The organism is Chryseobacterium rhizoplanae (assembly GCF_900182655.1).
GTDB classification, from domain to species: Bacteria; Bacteroidota; Bacteroidia; order Flavobacteriales; family Weeksellaceae; genus Chryseobacterium; species Chryseobacterium rhizoplanae.
On sequence record NZ_FXTC01000004.1, the window covers coordinates 252,734 to 276,051 of the forward strand.

21 protein-coding genes are annotated in these 23,318 nt (G+C 36.3%); 7 read left to right on the forward strand and 14 right to left on the reverse strand.

Translation table 11 applies throughout. The features are described from left to right. Window positions 1-4: 4 nt before the first annotated feature. The 4 genes from FN817_RS11855 to FN817_RS11870 form a co-directional block, all read right to left on the reverse strand. Complete coding sequence (locus FN817_RS11855; RefSeq protein WP_142718092.1) at window positions 5-2,590, reverse strand: DNA gyrase/topoisomerase IV subunit A; 2,586 nt, start codon at window positions 2,588-2,590, stop codon at window positions 5-7. Then, window positions 2,565-3,074, reverse strand: a complete 510-nt coding sequence (locus tag FN817_RS11860; protein WP_142718093.1) for a hypothetical protein — start codon at window positions 3,072-3,074, stop codon at window positions 2,565-2,567. Before FN817_RS11860 ends, FN817_RS11855 begins: the two co-directional genes overlap by 26 nt. Window positions 3,075-3,177: 103 nt before the next feature. Beyond that, window positions 3,178-5,064, reverse strand: a complete 1,887-nt coding sequence (locus FN817_RS11865) for a DNA topoisomerase IV subunit B (protein WP_142718094.1) — start codon at window positions 5,062-5,064, stop codon at window positions 3,178-3,180. Between the two features lie 428 nt (window positions 5,065-5,492). Beyond that, a complete protein-coding gene (locus FN817_RS11870; RefSeq protein WP_142718095.1) occupies window positions 5,493-6,029 on the reverse strand; it encodes a DUF2867 domain-containing protein in 537 nt (178 codons plus the stop codon). A gap of 228 nt (window positions 6,030-6,257) precedes the next feature. Here FN817_RS11870 and FN817_RS11875 point away from each other — a divergent pair, with 228 nt between their 5' ends. Further along, window positions 6,258-7,412: a methionine aminotransferase gene (locus FN817_RS11875; RefSeq protein WP_142718096.1), complete on the forward strand. Its 1,155-nt coding sequence runs from the start codon at window positions 6,258-6,260 to the stop codon at window positions 7,410-7,412. A 312-nt stretch (window positions 7,413-7,724) separates the two neighbouring features. Next, complete coding sequence (locus tag FN817_RS11880; RefSeq protein ID WP_142718097.1) at window positions 7,725-7,901, forward strand: bacteriocin; 177 nt, start codon at window positions 7,725-7,727, stop codon at window positions 7,899-7,901. Between the two features lie 89 nt (window positions 7,902-7,990). Here FN817_RS11880 and FN817_RS11885 read toward each other — a convergent pair whose 3' ends face one another. After that, window positions 7,991-8,755: an SDR family NAD(P)-dependent oxidoreductase gene (locus FN817_RS11885; protein ID WP_142718098.1), complete on the reverse strand. Its 765-nt coding sequence runs from the start codon at window positions 8,753-8,755 to the stop codon at window positions 7,991-7,993. Window positions 8,756-8,844: 89 nt separating this feature from the next. Then, window positions 8,845-9,783: a helix-turn-helix domain-containing protein gene (locus FN817_RS11890; RefSeq protein WP_142718099.1), complete on the reverse strand. Its 939-nt coding sequence runs from the start codon at window positions 9,781-9,783 to the stop codon at window positions 8,845-8,847. 204 nt (window positions 9,784-9,987) lie between these two features. Here FN817_RS11890 and FN817_RS11895 point away from each other — a divergent pair, with 204 nt between their 5' ends. Then, on the forward strand, window positions 9,988-10,179 hold the full coding sequence (locus tag FN817_RS11895; RefSeq protein ID WP_142718100.1) for a hypothetical protein: 192 nt from the start codon (window positions 9,988-9,990) through the stop codon (window positions 10,177-10,179). 266 nt (window positions 10,180-10,445) lie between these two features. Continuing rightward, a complete protein-coding gene (locus FN817_RS23155) occupies window positions 10,446-10,604 on the forward strand; it encodes a hypothetical protein (RefSeq protein WP_167498853.1) in 159 nt (52 codons plus the stop codon). Between the two features lie 250 nt (window positions 10,605-10,854). Here the strand turns inward: FN817_RS23155 and ychF are convergent, their stop codons facing one another. The 7 genes from ychF to FN817_RS11935 form a co-directional block, all read right to left on the reverse strand. After that, window positions 10,855-11,946: a redox-regulated ATPase YchF gene (ychF, locus tag FN817_RS11905; protein ID WP_142718102.1), complete on the reverse strand. Its 1,092-nt coding sequence runs from the start codon at window positions 11,944-11,946 to the stop codon at window positions 10,855-10,857. A gap of 179 nt (window positions 11,947-12,125) precedes the next feature. Further along, window positions 12,126-12,677: a ferritin gene (locus tag FN817_RS11910; RefSeq protein ID WP_142718103.1), complete on the reverse strand. Its 552-nt coding sequence runs from the start codon at window positions 12,675-12,677 to the stop codon at window positions 12,126-12,128. A gap of 271 nt (window positions 12,678-12,948) precedes the next feature. Continuing rightward, window positions 12,949-14,568, reverse strand: a complete 1,620-nt coding sequence (locus FN817_RS11915; RefSeq protein ID WP_142718104.1) for a glycoside hydrolase family 10 protein — start codon at window positions 14,566-14,568, stop codon at window positions 12,949-12,951. 166 nt (window positions 14,569-14,734) lie between these two features. After that, the gene (locus FN817_RS11920; RefSeq protein ID WP_142718105.1) at window positions 14,735-16,099 is read right to left on the reverse strand and encodes an MFS transporter; all 1,365 of its coding nucleotides are present in this window, start codon (window positions 16,097-16,099) and stop codon (window positions 14,735-14,737) included. Between the two features lie 278 nt (window positions 16,100-16,377). Then, window positions 16,378-18,183, reverse strand: a complete 1,806-nt coding sequence (gene typA, locus FN817_RS11925; RefSeq protein ID WP_142718106.1) for a translational GTPase TypA — start codon at window positions 18,181-18,183, stop codon at window positions 16,378-16,380. A 136-nt stretch (window positions 18,184-18,319) separates the two neighbouring features. Beyond that, window positions 18,320-18,526: a bacteriocin-like protein gene (locus FN817_RS11930; RefSeq protein WP_142718107.1), complete on the reverse strand. Its 207-nt coding sequence runs from the start codon at window positions 18,524-18,526 to the stop codon at window positions 18,320-18,322. Window positions 18,527-18,635: 109 nt separating this feature from the next. Next, entirely contained in the window at window positions 18,636-18,887 is a 252-nt protein-coding gene (locus tag FN817_RS11935) for a DUF1294 domain-containing protein (protein WP_142718108.1), read from the reverse strand. A gap of 141 nt (window positions 18,888-19,028) precedes the next feature. Here FN817_RS11935 and FN817_RS11940 point away from each other — a divergent pair, with 141 nt between their 5' ends. Further along, entirely contained in the window at window positions 19,029-19,385 is a 357-nt protein-coding gene (locus FN817_RS11940) for a hypothetical protein (protein ID WP_142718109.1), read from the forward strand. Window positions 19,386-19,472: 87 nt separating this feature from the next. Here FN817_RS11940 and FN817_RS11945 read toward each other — a convergent pair whose 3' ends face one another. Continuing rightward, window positions 19,473-20,150 (reverse strand): YceI family protein, encoded by a 678-nt coding sequence (locus FN817_RS11945; protein WP_142718110.1) that lies wholly within the window; start codon window positions 20,148-20,150, stop codon window positions 19,473-19,475. 287 nt (window positions 20,151-20,437) lie between these two features. Between FN817_RS11945 and FN817_RS11950 the strand changes: the two genes are divergently transcribed. Both FN817_RS11950 and FN817_RS11955 read left to right on the forward strand, forming a co-directional pair. Beyond that, on the forward strand, window positions 20,438-22,561 hold the full coding sequence (locus FN817_RS11950) for a Tex family protein (RefSeq protein WP_142718111.1): 2,124 nt from the start codon (window positions 20,438-20,440) through the stop codon (window positions 22,559-22,561). 42 nt (window positions 22,562-22,603) lie between these two features. Further along, window positions 22,604-23,254, forward strand: a complete 651-nt coding sequence (locus tag FN817_RS11955; RefSeq protein ID WP_167498854.1) for an HAD family hydrolase — start codon at window positions 22,604-22,606, stop codon at window positions 23,252-23,254. Window positions 23,255-23,318: the final 64 nt, after the last annotated feature.

Here is a 23,318-nt window from a genome sequence, read left to right on the forward strand (position 1 = left end):
TTTTTTAATTTTCAGGTTCATCACCTTGAAACAGATCACCAATAACTCCTCCGTCTTCGTCTATATCTCCTGTAGGTTCAGGTTCTTCATAGACTTCCGGTTCCACTTCTACAGGTTCAGGAATGATAATATTGATTGCTTTTACTTTAAACTTTGTAAACTGGTTTCCAATTGCTTTTATTCCTTTTACGGCAATAAATTCATCGATGTTTATTGTTTCAGGTTCACGTTCTTTCCCTTTATCTTTTGCGAAAATAATTTCTGCAGTTACGTCATTGGCAACGATTACATTTTCAATGAATGATTTCGGGTGTTCGGACGGCATGAAAGTCTGTACGTTTACCGTATTTTCCAATAAGAATCTCTTGATGAAGTAAATATCTTTTTCTCCATCATAATAAATACAGGTTATCGGCTGTGCAGGTCTCCATTTTTCCAATACCAGATATTCATCATCGAAACGGTTACCAAGATCAAAGGACACCAGTTTAACTTCTCCGTTTGTGTTGATGGTCAAAATCTTGTCATCTCCTTTAAAGCTTCCTAATAATGTTCCTCTTGCATCGGCATTCAGTCTTCTTACGGTATCGTCAAACCAGATCTTTCTAGGTGCCAGGGTAGAAACTCCTTCTTCCTTCATATCTACCTTCTTTACCGCATATTTTGTTACCAGATTTCCTTTGGAATCACGTCCTTTGATGGCAAGTTCGGAGAAATTGATCTCCATTTTGTTCTTTCTGATTCTAGGATTTGGTTTTAAAAGCACAGTTACGGTTTCTGCTTCACCATTAGGGTTTGCTGAAAAATACAGTGTTTCGGAACCTTTTTTATCTGAAGCTAACGGATAATCTGTATTTCTTGTCACTCCGGTTACAGAGAAACGTTTCATATAATAGGGTCCTTCTCTTCCTTCGCGGTAGATCATATTATACACTGTTCTTTTATCATTTTTCTTCCAGATGGCAACGTGCAGGATATCTTTACCAACAAACGTTTTTGCCTCTACTTTTACCACTTTCATACTTCCGTCTTTTCTGAAAATGATGATATCATCAATGTCAGAACAGTCGAACAGATACTGGTCTTTCTTCAGGGATGTTCCGATAAAGCCTTCTTCAAAATTGGCATAGAACTTTTCATTAGCCACGGCAACTTTTGTAGCATCAATGGTATCAAAAATTCTAAGCTCTGTCTTTCTCTGCTTGTCTTTACCGTATTTTTTCTGAATATTTAAATAATAATCGATAGCATAAGCGATCAGGTTGGCCAGATGGTATTTCACCTGTTCTATTTTGCCTTCCAGTGATGCAATATTTTCTTTAAATTTATCTAAATCGAATCTTGAAATTCTCTTGATCCGGATTTCGGTCAGTTTTAAGATGTCCTCTTCTGTAACAGCTCTTAAAAGATGTTTGGTATGTGGTTTTAATCCTGCATCAATGGTCTTTAATACATCTTCCCAGGTTTTCACCTCTTCGATATCGTGATAGATTCTATTTTCAATAAAAATTCTTTCCAGTGAAGAGAAATGCCAGCTTTCCTGAAGTTCGTGAAGTTCAATTTCAAGTTCCTTCTTCAATAGTGACACCGTATGATCTGTATTCATTTTCAGAATATCGGAAACATTCATGAACATAGGTTTGTCACCTACAATCACACAGGCATTTGGAGAAATTGTCACCTGGCAGTCTGTGAATGCATACAGGGCGTCAATTGTCTTATCCGGAGAAACATCATTATGAATATGAATCAGGATTTCTACTTTATCTGAAGTATTGTCCTCAATCTTTTTAATTTTGATCTTCCCTTTCTCATTGGCTTTTAAAATCGAATCAATAAGATCAGTGGTCGTTTTCGAATAAGGAAGCTCGGAAATCACCAATGTATGCTTATCCGTTTGGGTAATTTTGGCTCTTGCTCTTACTTTTCCTCCTCTGTGGCCGTCATTGTATTCTGAAACATCCAGATAACCGGCTGTTAAAAAGTCCGGATACAGCTCAAATCTCTTTCCTTTCAGATAAGCTACCGATGCATTGATAAGCTCATTGAAGTTATGTGGAAGTATTTTTGTGGAAAGCCCTACCCCAATACCTTCTACTCCCTGTGCAAGAAGCAAAGGAAATTTTACCGGCAGGTCGACAGGTTCATTATTTCTTCCGTCGTAGGATTTGGTCCATTCTGTAGTTTTAGGATTAAAGACTACTTCCAATGCAAAAGGGGTCAGCCTTGCTTCAATATACCTTGCAGCAGCTGCAGAGTCTCCTGTATAAATATTCCCCCAGTTTCCCTGAGTATCTATCAGTAATTCTTTCTGCCCTATCTGCACCATGGCATCTGTAATGGAAGCATCTCCATGTGGGTGGTACTTCATGGTATTTCCCACGATGTTCGCTACTTTATTGTAACGGCCATCTTCCAGTTCCCGCATAGAGTGCATAATTCTTCGCTGAACGGGTTTCAAACCATCATACACCGAAGGGATAGCTCTATCCAAAATTACATAGGAAGCATAATCCAGAAACCAGTCTTTGTACAGACCGGAAACCTTCTTTAAACTTTCACCCTCATGCGAATATTCTTCTGTCGTCATCTGTTTTTTTGTCTTTTTTCTCTTTATTAGCTTTTACTACTTTGTTCAGAGAGAGTTTTAAATCGTTTACTTCTTTTCTGTTCAAATAAGAGATCTGATACTTCAGTATAGTAGATCCGTTATTCTTACTTGAAACAGTGATGTATAATCTTTTGATAAATAAAATACTGACTACATCATATTTTATCAGCTTATATTTTGGAAATTCATCGTGAAGAGGCTTCTCTAAAAAAGGAATAATATTCCTGTTTTTAAAGTTCAGAGCTTCTCCATCGCTATCATATTCAAAAATCTGCCGTCCGCAAATATAGAATATGATCAGCATTATAGTAGGAACAATAATCAATAAATAACTTTCATCATCCAGTGCATTAAATCTATATTTATTAGCGATAAATGCAATTACTCCAAGTACCATTATCATAAGAAGAAGGGTGCTTAAAAAGTTATAAACTGATGCTTTATTACGGTTACTTAGTCTCATTATTTAATTTTTTTGGCTGTGTAAGTTTATAATTTCCTACTTCATCCAAAATTGTGTTTTTTTCAGTCTTTATTAATGGCCTAAATTAGTTTTTTTTAAGTTTTTAGTTTTCTATTTCATCCAGAATTTCTTTTTTAGCAATATCAGTATCATCTTCCACAACCAGATTTTCCAGAATAAAAGTCTGTCTGTCCGGAGTATTTTTTCCCATATAAAACTCCAGAAGCTGTTCAATGGTCTGGTCTTTTCCTAACACCACAGGTTCCAATCTGATATCCTGACCTATAAAGTGCTTGAATTCATCCGGAGAAATTTCTCCTAATCCTTTAAATCGTGTGATTTCAGGATTTTTCCCCAGATCATTTAATGCTTTTACTCTTTCGGCTTCTGAATAACAGTATCTTGTTTCTTTCTTGTTTCTTACCCTGAATAAGGGAGTCTGAAGAATATAAAGATGTCCGTTTTTAATCAGATCAGGGAAGAATTGCAGGAAGAACGTAATCATCAGCAAACGAATGTGCATCCCATCCACATCGGCATCGGTTGCAATAATCACCTGATTGTATCTCAGGTCTTCCAGACTTTCTTCAATATTTAAAGCAGCCTGAAGAAGGTTAAATTCTTCATTTTCATATACCACTTTCTTGGTAAGACCATAGCAGTTCAATGGTTTACCTTTCAGTGAGAATACAGCTTGCGTTTCCACATCTCTGGATTTTGTGATAGATCCTGATGCAGAATCTCCCTCGGTAATGAAGATCTGAGTATCTCCTTTTCTTTCAGCTTTCTGATCGTTATAATGCTGTCTGCAGTCACGAAGTTTTTTGTTGTGAAGAGAGACTTTTTTAGCTCTTTCCCTAGCCAGTTTCTGAATTCCGGAAAGTTCTTTTCTTTCTCTCTCGGAAATCAGTATTTTTCTTTGGACCGCCTCCGCAATTTCCGGGTTCTTATGTAAAAAGTTGTCCAGTTTGCTTTTTAGGAAATCAATGATGAATGTTCTTACGGTTGGTCCGTTCGGTCCCATATCATTAGATCCTAATTTTGTTTTGGTCTGGGATTCAAAAACCGGTTCTTCTACATTGATTGAGATAGCGGCAATGATAGACTTTCTGATATCAGAAGCTTCAAAGTTCTTATTAAAAAACTCACGGATCGTCTTCACATAAGCTTCACGAAATGCATTAAGGTGGGTTCCACCCTGCGTGGTATTCTGTCCGTTTACGAATGAGAAATAGGTTTCCATCTGAGATTTGTCAGTATGGGTGATTGCCACTTCAATATCGTCATCTTTCAAATGAACGATAGGATAAAGTGTCTCACTTTCCAGTTCTTCTTCAAGGAGATCTTTAAGACCGTTTTCAGAGAAATAGGTTTCTCCGTTGAAAAGAATTTTCAATCCCGGATTCAGGTATGCATAATTGCGGAGCATTCTTTCGATATACTCTTTTCTGTATTTGAAATGCAGGAATATATCTCCATCCGGAATGAAAGAAATTTCAGTACCATTTCTGTCTGAAGTCTCTTTTTCTTCAAAGTTTTCTTTGATAAGTCCCTGGGAGAATTCTGCAGCCTTCATTTTCCCGTCACGGAAAGAACGTACTCTGAAATACTCAGAGAGTGCATTTACCGCTTTGGTACCTACTCCATTTAACCCTACAGATTTTTTAAACGCCTTACTGTCGTATTTACCTCCGGTGTTCATTTTGGAAACCGCATCTACTACTTTTCCCAATGGGATTCCACGTCCAAAGTCACGAATTGTAACTTTACCGTCATCTACTTTTATTTCGATTCTTTTCCCTGATTTCATCCTGAACTCATCAATAGAGTTATCCAGGATTTCTTTAAGCAGAATATAAATACCATCATCGGCGGAAGACCCGTCACCAAGCTTCCCGATGTACATGCCGGGGCGCAGACGGATGTGTTCCTGCCAATCGAGGGTTCTGATATTATCTTCTGAATAGGTTGGATTTATTTCTTGTGACATATATGATTTCAGCAAACATACAAAAATACGAAATTGTATAAAATTATCCGAATTTTTTCAGTTTGTTTTTTTAAAGATTTTTCCAAAAATATTGCAGTATTATCAACCAAATTATATATTTCACATGATTATTCCATTAAATATGAATATAAGCAATAACTTACTGTTTATTTTCTTTCATTATACCAGTTGTTTCATTTGTAATGCCAAAATTCCGGGTATGGTAAATGATAATGAAGGAGACGTGCTCAACAGTTCTTATACTTACGGGTATAGTCAGGATGAAGACGGGCCCATCTATGTAAGAAGTGACAATATTTTCCCAGGTTGACGGAACAAAATTTAAGAAATTGTTTCGGAGGTTAAATTGTTTGACTTTTAAGACGGTTGGCTTTTAAGCTCTTACTCACTTGTAAAAGGGTAAATATTTATCTTTTTTCTAATTTCCCGATCATATTTTTCAGCATAGCAGGCACAATTAACTTATGAAAAGGGCGAACAGGAAGAAAATATAATACACCCAGCCAATTATGGAACTTTACCGTAGTGGATATGGTAAGGGATTTTTCATCAAGATGATCTTTATTTTCATCAAATAAAAGAGAAACTCTGAAATCCAGATGCTTATCATCTTCCCCGATAACAATTTCATTATCCGTTTTATCAAACACTGTAAAAATACCCATGCGCTCTCCCACTTCACATTTAAAAACCTTTTCCATCTGCTGCTTTTCTGTTTCAGATCCTGTTTTCAGTCCAAATAACCTTACTACCTTATTTCTGAAAGCAAACATTTTCTTTCCCCATTTCGGCCCACTGGTAAAGAATACATTTCCGATTTCTGTGATATCAATATTCCGGCTGCCATGTTTCAATTCTCCTTCAAAACTATCAACATAATCAAAATCTTTTTTTCCCTGAGATAAAACTGATTTTTCCGGAAACTCCGTCTTCTTAATCTTCATTGTTATTGTTTTTTATAGTGGTGTGTCTAACAAATGTAGGTATCTTTCTATTGATTTAAAAGAAAAAAATCAAACATATGTTTAAAATCATATTTCCTCATTAAATTTATCATTCAAACCATTAACCTCCTCAACATCAACCTTCAGCCTATCTCTATTTAATTTTTATTTTTATAAGTGGAGTCTGTTTTAAATATTTCATTAAATTCGATCAACAAAACTGTTTTTATGATACAACTTCCTTTATCAAAACTTTCCAATGTAGGAACTACTATTTTCAGTCAGATGACTCAACTTGCCAACGAAAATGAAGCGATCAATCTTTCTCAGGGATTTCCGGATTTCATGCCTGACCTGGAGTTATTGAATCATGTAGATCATTTTATTAAAAAAGGCTTTAACCAATATGCCCCACTAGGTGGAATGATTGGTCTGAAGGAAGAAATTGCCAGAAAAATTGAAAACAGCCATCAGGCAACCTATCATCCCGACTCGGAAATAACAATTACAGCAGGGGGAACTCAGGCTATTTTCACTGCCATTGCTTCTTTTATCAAAAAGGAGGATGAAGTGATTATTTTTGAACCGGCCTATGACTGTTATGAACCTACTGTAGAACTTTTCGGAGGGATTGTAAAACGTTTTGAAATGAAAGCTCCGGATTATAACATCGACTGGGCTGCTGTAAAAAAACTTGTCAGTGACAAAACAAGAATGATTATCCTGAATAATCCCAACAACCCTTCCGGAAAAATACTGACAGAAAATGATATACAAGAGCTTATTAAGCTGGTAAAAGGAACTTCTATTCTTATTTTAAGTGATGAAGTGTATGAAAATATTGTTTTTGACGGAAAGCAGCATTTAAGCATCTGTAAATATCCGGAATTGAAAGAAAGGAGTCTTCTTGTTGCTTCTTTCGGGAAACTCTTTCACGTCACCGGCTGGAAAGTAGGATATTGTGCAGCTCCCAAAATCTTAACGGATGAGTTCAGAAAAGTACACCAGTTCAATGTTTTCTGTGTAAACACTCCTATCCAACTTGCATTGGCAGAGTACATGAAAAATGATGAACATTATACCCAACTGAGTCAGTTTTTCCAGGAAAAAAGAGATTTTCTGAGAAAAGGTCTTGAAGGAACATCTTTTGAGCTGCTGGATTGTGAGGGAACTTATTTTCAGGCAGTAAAGTATGATAAAATTTCGGATAAAAATGATTTCGATTTTGCATCTGAACTGACAATCAATCACAAGGTGGCGAGTGTTCCTTTTTCTTCGTTCTATAAACATAAACTGAATGAGAATGTCATCAGGTTATGTTTTGCCAAAAAGCAGGAAACATTAGAGAAAGCTATTGAAAATTTATCAAGAGTATCATCATAATTTTAGTATGCTTTTGTGGAACTTAGACAAAGATTTTTACTCCAATTGTCATTGCGAATAAAGCAATTTCATTAGAAGTTTTGAATTTGGAATACACTAAGACGCGAAGAAATTTTATAAGCAAACGTTTTAAGGCGCAATGATTTTATCTCCGATAAAATTGTACTGCTCTAATTGTACTACTCTAAAAATGACGCAGATATTTCAAAGGTCATTTTGGACGATGAACTTATATTTTTCTTTAAAAAGTGAATTATAATCATTGATTTTCATATATTTATGAAATAACTAATCCATTAAATAATTAAAATCATGAAAAAAGGAATCATCTCACAAGGAAAAAAATTAAACAAAAAAGAATTAAGTACAATCAATGGGGGCTTGGGTAGCATAAGATGCACCAATTCTTCAGGGTATTGCGTATACATTGGTCCTGGTTGCAGTGAGCTCAAATGCCAGCTGCCGGAACCTCTTGAAGCTGATGAGTAATTTAGCTTCAAAGAAATGATAAAATAAATACCTCGGGCGGCTCAAAAATGAGCCGCCCGAGGTATTATAATGATGATCTCTATCAAATGTTATAAAAACATTCCTCCTGAAACTTCAATTCTTTGTCCATTGATCCATCCTGCATCTTCTGTACACAGGAATGCCACCACACCGCCAATATCATCGGGAAGTCCTACTCTTCCTAAGGCTGTAGCACCCGCTACTGCAGCATTGATCTCTTCATTATCTCTTACTCTTCCTCCTCCAAAGTCTGTTTCAATAGCTCCCGGAGCCACAACATTAGCTTTGATTTTTCTTGATCCTAATTCTTTGGCCATATATTTTGTGAGCATTTCTACTCCAGCTTTTATAGATCCGTAAACAGAAGATCCCGGTGTTGCAAATCTTGCCAATCCTGAAGATATATTGATAATTCCTCCTCCATCATTCATGAATGGCAAAAATTTTTGAGTCAGGAAAAATACTCCTTTGAAATGGATGTCTACCACATCATCCAACTGTTCTTCTGTAACTTCCGTAATCGGTGAATATAAAGCTGTTCCCGCATTATTGATCAGGTAATCAATATGAGTACTTCCTGTATTTTCCTGCAGGTGATCTGTAACGTCTTTTACAAAAGCATCAAAACTTTTAATGTCCTTTGTATCCAGCTGGAAAGCAGCGGCATTCCGTCCCATTGCTTTTATTTCATTCACAACAGCTTCAGCTTCTTCTTTATTGCTTCTGTAAGTAATAATAACGTCTAATCCTTTTTGAGCAATCTTTAGTGCTGAGTTCTTTCCCAATCCACGGCTTCCTCCGGTTACCAGTGCGATATTTGTTTTTGTGTTCATTGTATTTTGATTATTTTGATGGTACAAAGTTGAGACATTTCCCGGCTGAAGTATTTGCTTGAATCAATCTGAAATTTGCAAAATTCAAATCAGGAACGAAATTCTAATGGGGTAAAAGAAGTTTTCCTTTTAAAGAAATTAGAAAAATGGGCAATTTCTTCGAAACCCAAGGCATAGGATATTTCTGAAACGTTCCATCTGGTCTGCTTTAAGAGTATTTTTGCTTCCTGGGTGATTCGGTCAGAAATAAGTTCCGTAGTCGTTTTTCCAGTGCTTTCTTTTAATCTTTTGTTTAAATAATTGACATGAACCGCTAATCTGTCGGCATAATCTTTTGCAGTCTTCAGCTGCAATCTCTGATCCCAGGATTCAATAGGAAATTGTCTCTCCAACAGCTCTATAAACAGAGAAACCACTCTCATAGAAGCATCATTTGAAGCGGATATTTTGGTAGCCGGCTGTAATTTCTGCCCATAATGAATAAGTTCAAGAACATAGTTTCTAATCAGATCATATTTAAAAACATAGTCTGAACCTATCTCTTTTTTTATTTTTTTAAAAAGGCTTTCTATCTCTTCTGCAAGTTCATTGTCAATCTCAAATATAGGCACTCCTCCAGGTTGAAAAATAGGAAGATCTTCAAGGTTATAATAGGATTTATCTTTAATGAAAAAGTCTTCTGTAAATACACAGAAACTCCCGGACTGATCAGGATCTTCAGGCACCCAATGATATGGAACTTTTGGAGTAGCAAATAATAAGGCGTTCTGTTTTATTGAGATTACTTTGTCAGCATATTCCGCTCTGTTTCGTCCTCGTATAAAGCTTATTTTATAGTATTTCCTTCTGTTATAGGGCATTTCGGAAGTAGCCTTTGCCCTTTCTAGCGTTTGGGCGATATCGAAAACATTAAAGTGTCCGATATCTTTATGAAGTCCTTTTGGAAAAATACTTTCGAGATCTTTACCTAATTTGGTGGCCATCTCTCTGTAAAAATCTTCGAGGGAGGTATGTGCTACTTTTTCCATGACAGATGATTTGTAAAATTCAAATATACGAATTTATGAATATTGGAGGATCAATCAAACACAACATTAATGTACGTAGATTTCAGAAAATCCAATGGTCAATATACGCTATTCAACTAATTTTTCTTTTTTTTCTAAACATAGTGACATACTTCATTTATTTTTCTTACATTCGTCAAAACTAACCCATTAAAAATCAAATCAATGAAAAATCAAATCAATCAAACCGGAAAAAAATTAAACAGAAAAGAATTAATTACAATCAAAGGAGGTCTTATCAACTGTATGGAAGCCGTTCTATGTCCTAACCCTCCTTGTGAGCCTTCTTCTGATCCAAATGGATGTACTATTATTTCTATAAAGTGTGCACAAAAAGAGTGCAGACCACAGTTATAATATCAATTATTTCATAAATAAAATACTATGAAAAAACTGGATCTAAACAAAGGTAAAAGGCTTAACAAAAAAGAACTAAAGTCTATTCAAGGGGGAATGCTAAACTGCATGGAGCCTATTCTATGTACAGAGTTCCCATGTGAAACATATCCGCCGGATGATGTCAGAAATTGTACAAAAATATCGGTTGGCTGTGCACAAAAAGTCTGTCGACCATAACCTTAAGATTATTTGTAGAATAACTCACTAAACCCAAATTAAGCATTATGAAAAATCAAAACTTAACTAATGGAAAAAAATTGAACAAAAAACAATTAAGAGTAATTACCGGCGGAAAAGAAATGTGCCTTCTACCAGACCTGACTTGTAAGAAGTTTTCTTTTACCTGTGCAGAAATTCAATGCCAGCCTGGTATTGAATTGTAATACATACAAAAGACAATATGATAATAACAAATCGCTTCCCTACAAGGAAGCGATTTTTATTTTAAAATATATAAATTCATGATATGCAGAATAACCATTTTTTAACTGCTTAAAAAGGTTTTGAACAGAAAAAAAAGAAAGAACTTCAAAATATAGAATTCTCTCATCATTAAAGTTTAACACATGAACGCAAAAAACGCTCCCAAATACATGGAAGCGTTTTTTATTATAAACGAACTTTAATATTTTCTTATACATTGAATCTGAAGTGCATGATGTCTCCATCCTGTACTACATATTCTTTACCTTCTACAGAAAGCTTTCCGGCTTCTTTGATTTTTACTTCAGAACCATACGTAATATAATCGTTATACTTGATTACTTCTGCACGGATAAATCCTTTTTCAAAGTCAGTGTGGATTACTCCTGCAGCCTGTGGCGCTGTCCATCCCTGCCCGATAGTCCAGGCTCTTACTTCTTTCACTCCGGCAGTAAAATAAGTCTGAAGTTTTAAAAGATCGTAAGCTTTTCTGATCAAACGGTTAACCCCCGGCTCAGTAAGACCTAATTCTTCAAGGAAAATTTCTCTCTCTTCAAAAGTTTCAAGCTCATTGATATCAGCTTCTATCTGTGCAGCTAACACAACTACTTCTGCACCTTCATTCTTAGCCATCTCTTCAATCTTACCAATCCAGTCATTTCCGTTTTTGATAGAATTTTCATCTACATTACAAACGTAAAGTACAGGTTTATTGGTTAACAACTGAACTTCTCCAATAATTGCTTTTGTGAAATCATCGGTAGCAAATTCTCTTGCGTTTTTACCATCTTCAAGGAATTTCTGTAAATTCTGAAGTGTTTCGTAAGTAAGGATATCTTCTTTCTTCCCTGATTTGATGAATTTCTTAGCCTTTTCAACTGCTTTCCCTACTGTTTCAAGATCTTTCAATTGCAGCTCGATATCAATAATTTCTTTATCTCTTAAAGGATCTACAGAACCTTCAACGTGGATGATATTTCCGTTATCAAAACATCTTAAAACGTGAATAATTGCTTCACACTCACGGATATTGGCCAAGAACTGGTTCCCCAATCCTTCTCCTTTGCTGGCTCCTTTTACAAGACCTGCAATATCAACAATCTCAACTACAGCTGGTAAAACTCTCTCAGGTTTTACGATTTTCTCCAGTTCAAACAATCTCTGATCCGGTACAGAAACCGTTCCAAGGTTCGGTTCAATAGTACAGAAAGGATAGTTTGCTGATTGAGCTTTTGCATTACTCAAACAGTTAAAAAGAGTTGATTTACCTACATTCGGCAGGCCTACGATTCCACATTTCATATTGTAAAATTCAAAGTTTAAGGTTTAGGGGTAACCCAAGGTTTTTCCAACTTTAAACATTGAACTCTGAACCTTGAATTACGAGTGTGCAAAGATAGTGATTTTTGAGGGAGTTTCATAATAAAAAAATCTGCCAGTATTCTGACAGATTTTCTAAAGGTTCGGATTCACCGGCTGTTTTATGGATTATCTCCTGTGGCATTCTGAGCCAGCGGAACATCATTCGGTGCTTCCTGTAAAGTTTTATCTAAAGTAAATAAAGACTCATCAGTAGCTCTGTCACCACCAGCGATTTTTAATTTATCAATTAAGTTTTGAGCTAAGGTCTCTTCTTCAATCTGTTCCTGTACAAACCACTGCATAAAATTCCACGTTGCCCAGTCTTTTTCTTCCATAGAAAGATCTACAATTCTGTAAATAGCAGTTGTATTGTCAACTTCATGTTTAAAAACGCCATCAAAACAGGCTGTAAGGCTGTCCGGATCTGCCGGAGGAGCCGGAATAGCATCTACTTTTGGTTTTCCGCCTCTGTTTAAAATATATTCCATGAATTTGATTGAGTGATTTCGCTCTTCCTGAGCATGGCGGTAAAGAAAGTTGGCAATTCCCTGATAGCCTTTATCATCGGCCCAAATTCCATAAGATAAAAAAACGTGTGATGCATGAATTTCCTTATTCATCTGGTCACTAAGTGCTTTTTCCATGCTGGTGGAAAGTCTGTTAGTATTCATAATGTTATATTTTGATGATTATGGGATGAATCATGCAAAAATGATTCCGATACAAATTAGATTTTAAACATAATTATTTATCCCTGTTTTTTATTTAATTGAAAATCATTATTTTAAGCTAATAATTTATAGTTATTCTAAAATAAAAACCAGTTCTATTGGAGAACTGGTTTTTAAATTTATAACTGAGATTGCTTCACCTTACGGTTCGCAATGCCCCATAGTAGATAGAAGTTTGCAAATTAAATTTTTTTGCCTTTATCAAAATAATCTATTTAATTTTTCTGGCGATATAGTCACTTTCATTTCCTAATCTGTCAATAGCTTTTATGGCAACTGCGCTCAGCTTTTTACCGTCTTTAAATTTAGGAAGATCTTTTGAAAGAGTATCCAGTGTTAAAATTTCGGTTTGCCATACTCCATTGTATTGAGTAAAAAGAACCCACTGGAAGACATCAGCAGCATTTTTTGTACTCCAGCTGGTCTGTACGAAACTTCCGTTGTCTGCAATAAACAATGTAGGGGTCTGCAATGGAACAGCTTTTATCCATGGAGATTTTGGTACTAATGCTTTTTCACTGTACGGTCCGTTTTTCAAAGCAGGCAGCATATTCGGATTTTTAGTAAGTCCGGCAATGCTCCAATGAATTTCTCCGGCATCATTTTTCAGGATATTTCTGGAGATTGCAATTTGGTTTTTAATTTCTGTTGGGCGGTCTGATACTTTAATCTCAACAGTGTTCAATCCCGGCCATAAGTGACGGTTCATTGTATTTTCAGATTGCCACCAGCTTAACAGGGCTTCAAAACCTTGCCCTTTGGAATCAATTGGCCAGTAAAGTTGTGGGGAAAAGTAATCTACCCAACCTTTATTTAACCATAATTTAGCATCTGCATATAGCTCGTCAAATTGTGAAGATCCTACTACTCCTGCAGGGTATCCGGGTTTCCAGATTCCGAATGGGCTGATTCCGAATCGTACATTATTTTTTTCAGCATGGATTTCTTTATAGATACGCTCTACAAATTTGTTAACGTTATCTCTTCTCCAGTCTGCTCTGGACAAGGTCCCACCACTGCTTACGTAAGCATTCCAGGTTGCATTATCTGGAAAATCAGCCCCTCTGTTATAGGTTGCGTAAGGATAGAAATAATCATCAAAATGCACGGCATCAATGTCATATCTTTTCACAATGTCTCTTACTACATTGGATACGTGGCCTTGTGTTTTCGGATTGGCGGGATCAAACCAGTACATTCCGTTTTTTAATCTTAAAACAATATCGGACAGCTTATTGGCCATTGACAGATTATTCACGGTACCACCGTTGGTATGATGTGCACGGTAAGGGTTTAACCAGACATGCAGTTCCAAGCCTCTTTTATGGGCTTCTTCTATCCAAAACTGAAGTGGATCATAGTTCGGAAAAGGAGCCTTTCCTGTTTCGCCGGTCAGAAAGTAAGACCAGGGTTCAATATTACTTGTATAGAGGGCATCTGCGGAAGGTCTGATCTGAAAAATAGCAGCATTGAAATTGTTATCTCTCAACATATCAAGCATACTGATTGCTTCTGCTTTCTGCTGTTCTACCGTAAGATCATTTCTTGAAGGCCAGTTGATATTGGCTACACTCGCGATCCATGCTCCACGGAACTCTCTTTTGATTTCCGGAAGATTGGTTCTGAAATTTTCTTCAGTTGAAGCTGTAGTTCCTGTAGCAGGTTTTGTTGTTACAACAGGTACTTTTGGTGGGGTTGTATTGTTGGTGGGTTTTGTTGTGCTGTTTTGAGTTGGAGGAGTCTTTACAACATTGTCCTGAACAGAACATGAAGTAGTGTAAGACGCAAAAATTCCTAATAAAACGATAAGCTTTAATTTATGTATTCTCATATATTGGTCGGAAGAAGGATTCTAAGATATTAAAAATGCAAAACTAATGATATAAAGACGATTATCCGAATTTGAAATATTCTTTTTTAATGATATAAATAACTTCTGCCCTGTTCAGCAATTTACAATTCCGCTTTGAATGACCATCAGCACTACATATATCTCTTTATTCATCCTCTGTCGTAAGGTCTGTTTTATAGGTTTCCGGAATCAGTGTTATATTAACGATGATAGCCAGGACCACGAGGACTAATGGGTAAATCAAACCTATAAAGGGAGAAAGAAACGCGCTCACAACAAAACTGGTCTTAAGAAACTCTGTTACAAAAGCGGTAGCTCCCCCAATAAAACCGTTTCCCATATTCTGGGCAAATCCCATACTGGTATATCGTATTTTGGTAGGAAAAATTTCCAGCATAAAGGCACCCAAAGGGCCATAAGTAGCAGCTGCAGCCACTGAAAGCAAAAAACTCAACCCCACAATCTTCAATATGGCACCTGTACTGATTGAATGTACTTCATCAATACCCTGAGGATTTCCGATTTTCATAAAAAGATAAAAAGACAGCGGAATCAGAATAAGACTTGAAACCAAGCCTCCAATGAGTACTTTTTTACGTCCAATTTTATCACTCAATGCGCCGAAGTACTGGTAAAAATATACACTTAAAAACATGGCTATTCCGGTAATCAGTAGAACAGTAGTATTTTCAAGCTTCACGGTATTCTGCAAAAAGAAAAATACAACAAACTGATTGGTCTGCATCACCGAACTCTGTGCGGCATTACCTCCAAAAATAGCTTTCAACATTGTTTTCACGTTACCTTTTGTTGTAAATGCCTCTTTAATCGGTGACTTGCTCGTTTTTCCGGATTTTTTAAGCTCTGCAAAAACAGGACTCTCATGAAGTCTTTTTCGTATGAAATAGCTTAAAATGACCAGTACAGAACTTAAAAGAAAGGGAATTCTCCACCCATAGCTGTTAAAATCTGCTTCAGACATTGTACTTTCTGTTATAAAAACGACACCTAAGCAAACCAACAGCCCCACGGGAACTGTAGCCTGAATAAATCCTGTGTAAAAGCCTCTTTTTTCCATCGGAGCATGTTCTGCCACATAAATAACGGCACCGGCATACTCGCCACTGATCGCTAACCCCTGCAACAATCTGCACAGCAGTAACAAAACCGGAGCTGCCCAACCAATACTGGAAAAATTAGGAATACAGCCAATCAAAAACGTAGAAGCTCCCATTAAAACCAATGAAATAAGGAAGGAATATTTTCGGCCTACTTTATCGCCAATATTTCCAAAAATAAGGGATCCTATCGGACGAAACATAAATGACGATCCTACTATGGCAAGGGTCTCCAGAAAGTGAGACCCTTCCGACGGGAATAAGTTTACGGAGAGAACTTTTGCCAGAATTACAGCAAGCAGCATATCGTACCACTCAATCAATGTTCCTACGGATGATGCAACAATAACAGTTTTAATATCATTTTTATAGGTATCATTTGCTATGTCCATTTATTGTATCATTTTATATTATAACAGGTTTTTTATGATATCGCAACGTTTCGTTGCTTTATGAACAAACATACAATTAATTCTATACTAAAATCAATAACTTATTTATTTCATTTAAAACATACAAAATGAATAAAAAAAATCATTTGAAACCTGTAAAATAATTGAAAAAGAAATACAACAGCTTAAAATAAATAAAACATATCATCATACCCTACCCTTGTAAAAACAAAAAAGCCCCGAAAATCGAGGCTTTATTATATTTTAAGAATTTCGGATTATGCTTTCGCTCCTCTTTCTACTCTTTTTCTTTCTTCTTCTGAAAGGATTTTCTTTCTCATTCTGATGAAGTTTGGAGTTACCTCAATAGCTTCATCTCCCTGAATATATTCCATACATTCTTCAAGAGAGAATAGGATTTTCGGAGCAACACCAGTATCTTTATCTTTACCAGAAGCTCTCATGTTGTTCAACTGTTTTGCTTCTACGATGTTTACTACCAAATCTCCCGGCTTGTTTTGCTCACCGATGATCATTCCTGTGTAGATTTCCTCACCCGGATCAACGAAGAACTTACCTCTATCCTGTAATTTAGCAATAGAATATTCTGTAGCCGGACCTGTAGTTTTGCTGATCAGAACACCATTGTTTCTTCCAGGAATATTTCCTTTGAAAGGCTTATATTCTGTAAAACGGTGTGCCATAATAGCTTCCCCTGCAGTAGCTGTCAACATCTGAGAACGTAGTCCGATCAAACCTCTTGAAGGAATTTCAAACTCCATATGCTGCATTTCACCTTTAGTTTCCATGATGTGAAGGTCACCTTTTCTCTGAGTTGCCAGGTCGATTACTCTTGAAGCAAATTCTTCAGGAACGTCAACAACTAAAGATTCATAAGGTTCACATTTTTCACCATCAATTTCTTTGAAGATAACCTGTGGCTGGCCAATTGTCATTTCATACCCTTCTCTTCTCATTGTTTCGATCAAAACTGATAAGTGAAGAATACCTCTACCGAAAACAAGGAATGTGTTAGCATCGTCTGTCTGCTGAACTCTTAATGCCAGGTTTTTCTCTAATTCTTTTGTTAATCTTTCTTTCAGGTGATTAGAAGTAACATATTTACCATCTTTACCGAAGAAAGGTGAATTGTTGATAGAGAACGTCATGTTCAACGTAGGCTCGTCAATAGCCGTTCTTTCCAATGGCTCAGGATTTTCAAGATCAACGAATGAATCACCAATCTGGAAAGCATCAAAACCTACTACGGCACAGATATCTCCTGCCTGTACTTCAGTTACTTTTTTCTTTCCTAGTCCTTCGAAAACGTAAAGTTCTTTTACTTTTCCTTTTACAATTTTACCTTCTGCCTGAGCAAGACCAATCCACTGAGATTCTTTGATCTCACCTCTTGTCACTTTCCCGATGGCAATTCTTCCTAAGAAAGAAGAGAAATCAAGAGAAGTAATCTGCATCTGAAGATTTCCTTCTGTTATTTTCGGTTCAGGAACATATTGTAAAATACCATCTAATAGTGGTAAAATGTCTTCAGTCTGTTCTAATGAAGTGTTGAACCAACCTTGTTTTGAAGATCCGTAGAATGTAGGGAAATCCAATTGCTCTTCTGTAGCCTCAAGGTTGAAGAACAAGTCAAATACCTTATCATGAACTTCGTCAGGACGGCAGTTTGGCTTATCTACTTTATTGATAACCACTAATGGTCTCAATCCTAACTCCAATGCTTTCTGTAGTACGAATCTTGTTTGTGGCATTGGTCCTTCGAACGCATCTACCAACAAAATAACTCCATCAGCCATTTTCAATACTCTTTCTACTTCTCCACCAAAATCGGCGTGACCAGGAGTATCAATTACGTTAATTTTTGTGTCTTTATAAGTAACAGAAATATTCTTGGATAAGATAGTGATCCCTCTTTCTCTTTCAAGATCGTTGTTATCCATAATTAACTCCCCACTCTCCTGATTTTCTCTGAAAATGTTGGTAGCGTGAATGATCTTGTCAACCAAAGTCGTCTTTCCGTGGTCAACGTGTGCGATAATCGCAATATTTCTAATGTTTTGCATAAAAGATTTTTACGGGTGCAAAAGTAGTGATTTTTAATGAAAAAATATTTACTTATGCAAATATTTAATATTATGTTTAAAATACTTATTTACAAGACAATAAAAAAAGAGTGTTAAAAAAACACTCTTAAACTATTTAAACGCAAGCTTGTATCTCACATGGATCTACTGCAGGCGGTTCTCCGCATATGATGTCGAATTCTGCACAATTGCTGGAAAATCCGGTTGCCCAACCCCATCTTACGGCACAAGTATCGGCGTCTTTACATCTAACCATTCCTTTAACAATTCCTCCCTGAACTGATTTCATTTCACTTCTGGAAATTTTTCTAAGATTTCTCATGTTGTTTTGTTTATTTGTTATTAGCATGATAAAAATATAAAAAAAAATGTAACAACAATTATTTATTACAATATTTAACATTTAAAAAAAGAAATCAACTTTCTTTATATCAATGCCTTATCAATCGGTAAAAAAGCACCAGATCAATTAAAACCACAATAAAAAATTTCACAAGAAATGATTTTTTGGAAACTTTATGATTGAAAATAATCATTCCGGAGGCTGCTCCTACGACACCTATAAGGGATATTCCTAAAAGCATATTTTCTGAAATTCTCCATTGGTGTTTTCTGGCTTGCCATTTATCAAAACCAAAGACACCAAATGTCATCAGATTAGCGATCAATAGAAAAGGAATCATTTTAAAATTAATTTAAAACAAAAATAAAGTTTAATTTACATAATAAGAAAAGCTGGAAATTTAAATTCAATACAAAACGAGATGTGTACCTCAATCAGAATAAGATTATTTAATTTTGTCCACCGTTAAAATAACAAATCAATGACAGTACATGATCTTGCAGGAAGCTATGCTATTGAAGGAAGCAATCAGGAAGAATCATCTCATGCTTCTTATCATGGTATATTAACTTTATCTATTGATGAAAACAACCGTATTATTGCCCAGTGGGTTATTGGTGATCATCTGCAACATGGGACAGGGTTTTATAAAGACCATATTTTAGTGATCAACTTCAACTATGAGGGTGAAGATCATAAAATCTATAAAGGAGTTGCTGTATACCGATGTCTGAGTAAAGATATATTGGATGGTTTCTGGTCTGAAAAACATGGTAATCCTTTGTATCTCGGAAGTGAATATTGTGTAAGGATTCTGAATTCAAGGATTTTGAATTGATCTTGTTACAAGGTCAAATAAAGTTTATAAAAATAAAAAGGGCTGCCTTTATCAAGACAACCCGGTAGTTATTATAATTTCAATAACTTATTTTTTAGCTTTTACATCGATAGCAATCTCGATATCTTTGCTGATCATCCATTCTGCCGGATCTGCTTCTGAAGTACCGAACTTAAGTCCCCAATCTGCTCTGTTTACTGTAAATTTAGCCTGAATAGCAGCAGAATTTTCTGCTACATCTACTTTAGCAGGGAAAGTAACATTCATTGTTTTTCCTGATAATGTAAGGTTTCCGCTTACTGTTTTATTAGCTCCTGCTACAGCATCTTTCGGTGCTTCTTTCAGATCTGTAACGCTTGTAATTTTAAAATCTGAAGTTGGGTTTTTCGCTGTATCAAAGAAGTCAGCGCTTTTCAAGTGAGTTTCAAGTTCTGCAGGTTTTTTATCTTTTTCTGTAACTGAAGCCGGATCTACTTTGATAGAGTTCATATCAATAACAAAGTTTCCTGCTGAAACCTGACCAGCATCAACACTAAGGTCTCCAGACTTTACAGTAAGTGTTCCCCAACGTGGAGCCATACCTCCTTTGTGGGTAGCCTTCCAGTTTACTACTGAACCTACTGTATCTACTGCAAGTACTTCACCTTTGCTCTCCGCTACTGTTTGCTCTTGAGCTGTAGCAGCAGTATCTGCAGTTTTTGATTTATCACATGATGCTAAAAGCAATCCTACTCCTACTAATGCAATTACGCTAATTTTTTTCATATTGAACTGTTTAAAAAGTTTGTTGAAATTTTGTTGTTTTCGGATACAAAAATAGAAAAACCTATCCGGAGGCACCTTATCATACATCAAGAAATACAATATTTAAATTATTTGCAGTTGTAAATCCACTTACGGGACACCTCTGCTCTATATTGTGAATCATAATTGTTTGGGTAATTCTGATTCTTTATTGTTTCATTATATTTTTGTAGTAATCAGGCTTTTTTATAGTTGTGTTTCTATTTTTTCATCCCAAAACCCTATTTTAGCTATCCGAAAACAGAACAATGACGACCGTAGAATTTATACAGAAGCAGCTCAACATTTCTGAGAAGAGCATCAACAATACTTTACAATTATTAGCAGAAGACTGCACCATTCCTTTTATTTCCCGTTACCGAAAAGATAAAACCGGAAATCTAGATGAAATACAGATTGAACAGATCTCAAAGATCAGCAAGCAGTTCGAAGATATTGTCAAGAGAAAAGAGTCTATCTTAAAATCTATAGAAGAACAAAACGCTCTAAGCCCTGAGCTTCAACAGAGAATTGAAGACAGCTTTGATATTCAGGAGCTGGAAGATCTATACCTGCCTTTCAAAAAACGTAAAAAAACAAAAGCTGATACCGCCAAGGAAAAAGGATTGGAACCTTTAGCAAGGATCATTATGAGCCAGAAAAATAATGACATCCGGTTTCTGGCTTCAAAGTATCTGAACAACGACGTTACTTCCGAAGAAGAAGCGCTTCAGGGTGCGAGAGATATCATGGCAGAATGGATCAATGAAAACATGTATGTCCGTAAGAACCTCCGCAGACTCTTTCAACGTAAAGCAGTTGTTACTTCCAAGGTCGTAAAAGCTAAAAAAGATGGGGAAGATGCCCAAAAATTCTCCCAATATTTTGAATGGGAAGAAAGCCTTAGCAGAACTCCTTCTCACAGACTTCTGGCCATGTTACGAGCGGAAGCGGAAGGTTTCGTAAAAACAAATGTAGGAATAGATAAAGAAGAAGCTATTGACTTTATTGAAAAAGCCATTATAAAATCTAATAATGAAAGCTCAGACCAGATTGCACTGGCCATAAAAGACAGTTACAAAAGGCTTCTTGAACCTGCTATCTCCAATGAAGCCCTACAGGAAGCCAAAGAAAAGGCAGACAAAAAAGCGATTGAAATATTCTCTGAGAATTTAAGTCAGCTTCTGCTTGCTCCTCCTTTGGGGGAGAAAAGAATCCTGGCAATAGATCCGGGATACAGAAGCGGGTGCAAAGTGGTATGTCTGGATGAAAAAGGAGACTTACTGCACAATGAAACTCTTTATCCTCATGCTCCGCAGAATGAAAGCGGAATGGCTATGAAAAAGATCCGTTCTATGGTGAATGCCTATAATATTGAAGCCATCTCTATTGGTAACGGAACAGCAAGTCGTGAAACAGAATTTTTTATCAAAAAGATTGCTTTCGATAAGCCGCTACAGGTTTTTGTAGTTTCGGAAGCCGGAGCTTCAGTGTATTCTGCCAGTAAAATTGCAAGGGAAGAGTTCCCAACATATGATGTAACGGTGCGTGGAGCAGTTTCCATCGGAAGAAGGCTCTCTGATCCGTTAGCAGAATTGGTAAAGATTGATGCCAAATCTATTGGAGTTGGCCAATACCAACACGATGTGGATCAGACCCAACTAAAAAATGAGCTGGATGCTACGGTGATGAAATGCGTAAATTCTGTGGGAATTAATTTAAATACAGCCAGTAAATCGCTTTTAAGTTATGTTTCCGGAATTGGCGAAAAAATGGCAGAAAACATTGTTAATTACCGTGCTGAAAACGGGGCATTTGAAGATAGAAAACAACTTAAAAAGGTACCGAGGCTTGGAGAAAAAGCCTTCCAGCAGGCAGCCGCATTTGTAAGAATTGCGAATGGTAAAAACCCGCTGGATAATTCCGCTGTACATCCGGAAGCTTATGGAATTGTAGAAAAAATAGCCAAAGATTTAGGCATTAAAACCCATGAACTGATCGCCAATAAAGAAAAAATAGCTCTGGTAAAACCGGAAAGCTATATTACAGATGAGATCGGGATTTTAGGAATCAAAGATATTTTAAAAGAGCTTGAAAAACCGGGACTGGACCCGAGAAAGGCTGCCAAAGTATTTGAGTTTGATCCTACCGTTAAAAGCATTAAAGACTTAAAAGCAGGGATGATTCTTCCGGGGATTGTCAATAATATTACTGCCTTCGGATGTTTTGTAGATCTTGGAATCAAAGAAAGCGGATTGGTTCATATTTCCCAGCTGAAAGACGGGTTTGTATCAGATGTAAATGAAGTGGTAAAGCTTCACCAGCATGTTCGTGTAAAGGTAACGGAAGTAGATGAAGCAAGAAAAAGGGTGCAGCTGAGTATGATTTTGTAATTTTTTAATTATAGATTAAATATAAACCATAAAATATTTATTTTGAACACAAAGAATTTAATTTTCGATCTTGACGGAACATTATGGGATTCCAGAGCGACCATCATTAAAATATGGAATGAAGTACTGGGCAGACATCAGTTAATCCAAAGAGAACTTAAGCCTGAAGATATGAATCAATATATGGGATTATTGGCTCATGATATTGTAAAAGACATTATTCCGGGCATTTCAGACCTGCAGACTCAGGAACTTCTTTCTGAAATTGTAGCCGAAGAAAATAAAATACTGCACATACAGGGTGGAATTTTATATGAGGGTGTAGAAGAAACTTTAAAGAGTCTTGCCAACATCCACTCTCTTTTCATTGTAAGCAATTGCCAGGACGGTTATATAGAATCATTTTTAGACTATTATCAGTTCAATAATCTGTTTGTTGACTTTGAATCTCATGGACGAACTCAAAAACCAAAATCTGAAAATATACAGCTCCTCATGAAAAGAAATCAGCTGTCCATCGAAGATTCTTTTTACATTGGTGACACTCAAACCGATTATGATTCAGCAGTCACTAATGGATTGCCGTTTATTTTCTGTAAATACGGATTTGGAAAATTGACTGATTCACTTTACGAACCATCAATTCTTACGTTTTCGGACTTAATATCCCATATTTCCGATAGTACAAAATAATGAAATTTTATTCAAGTAAAGAGGCTGCCCTGCGGGCAGCCTCTTTACTCTTAATATAGTAGAA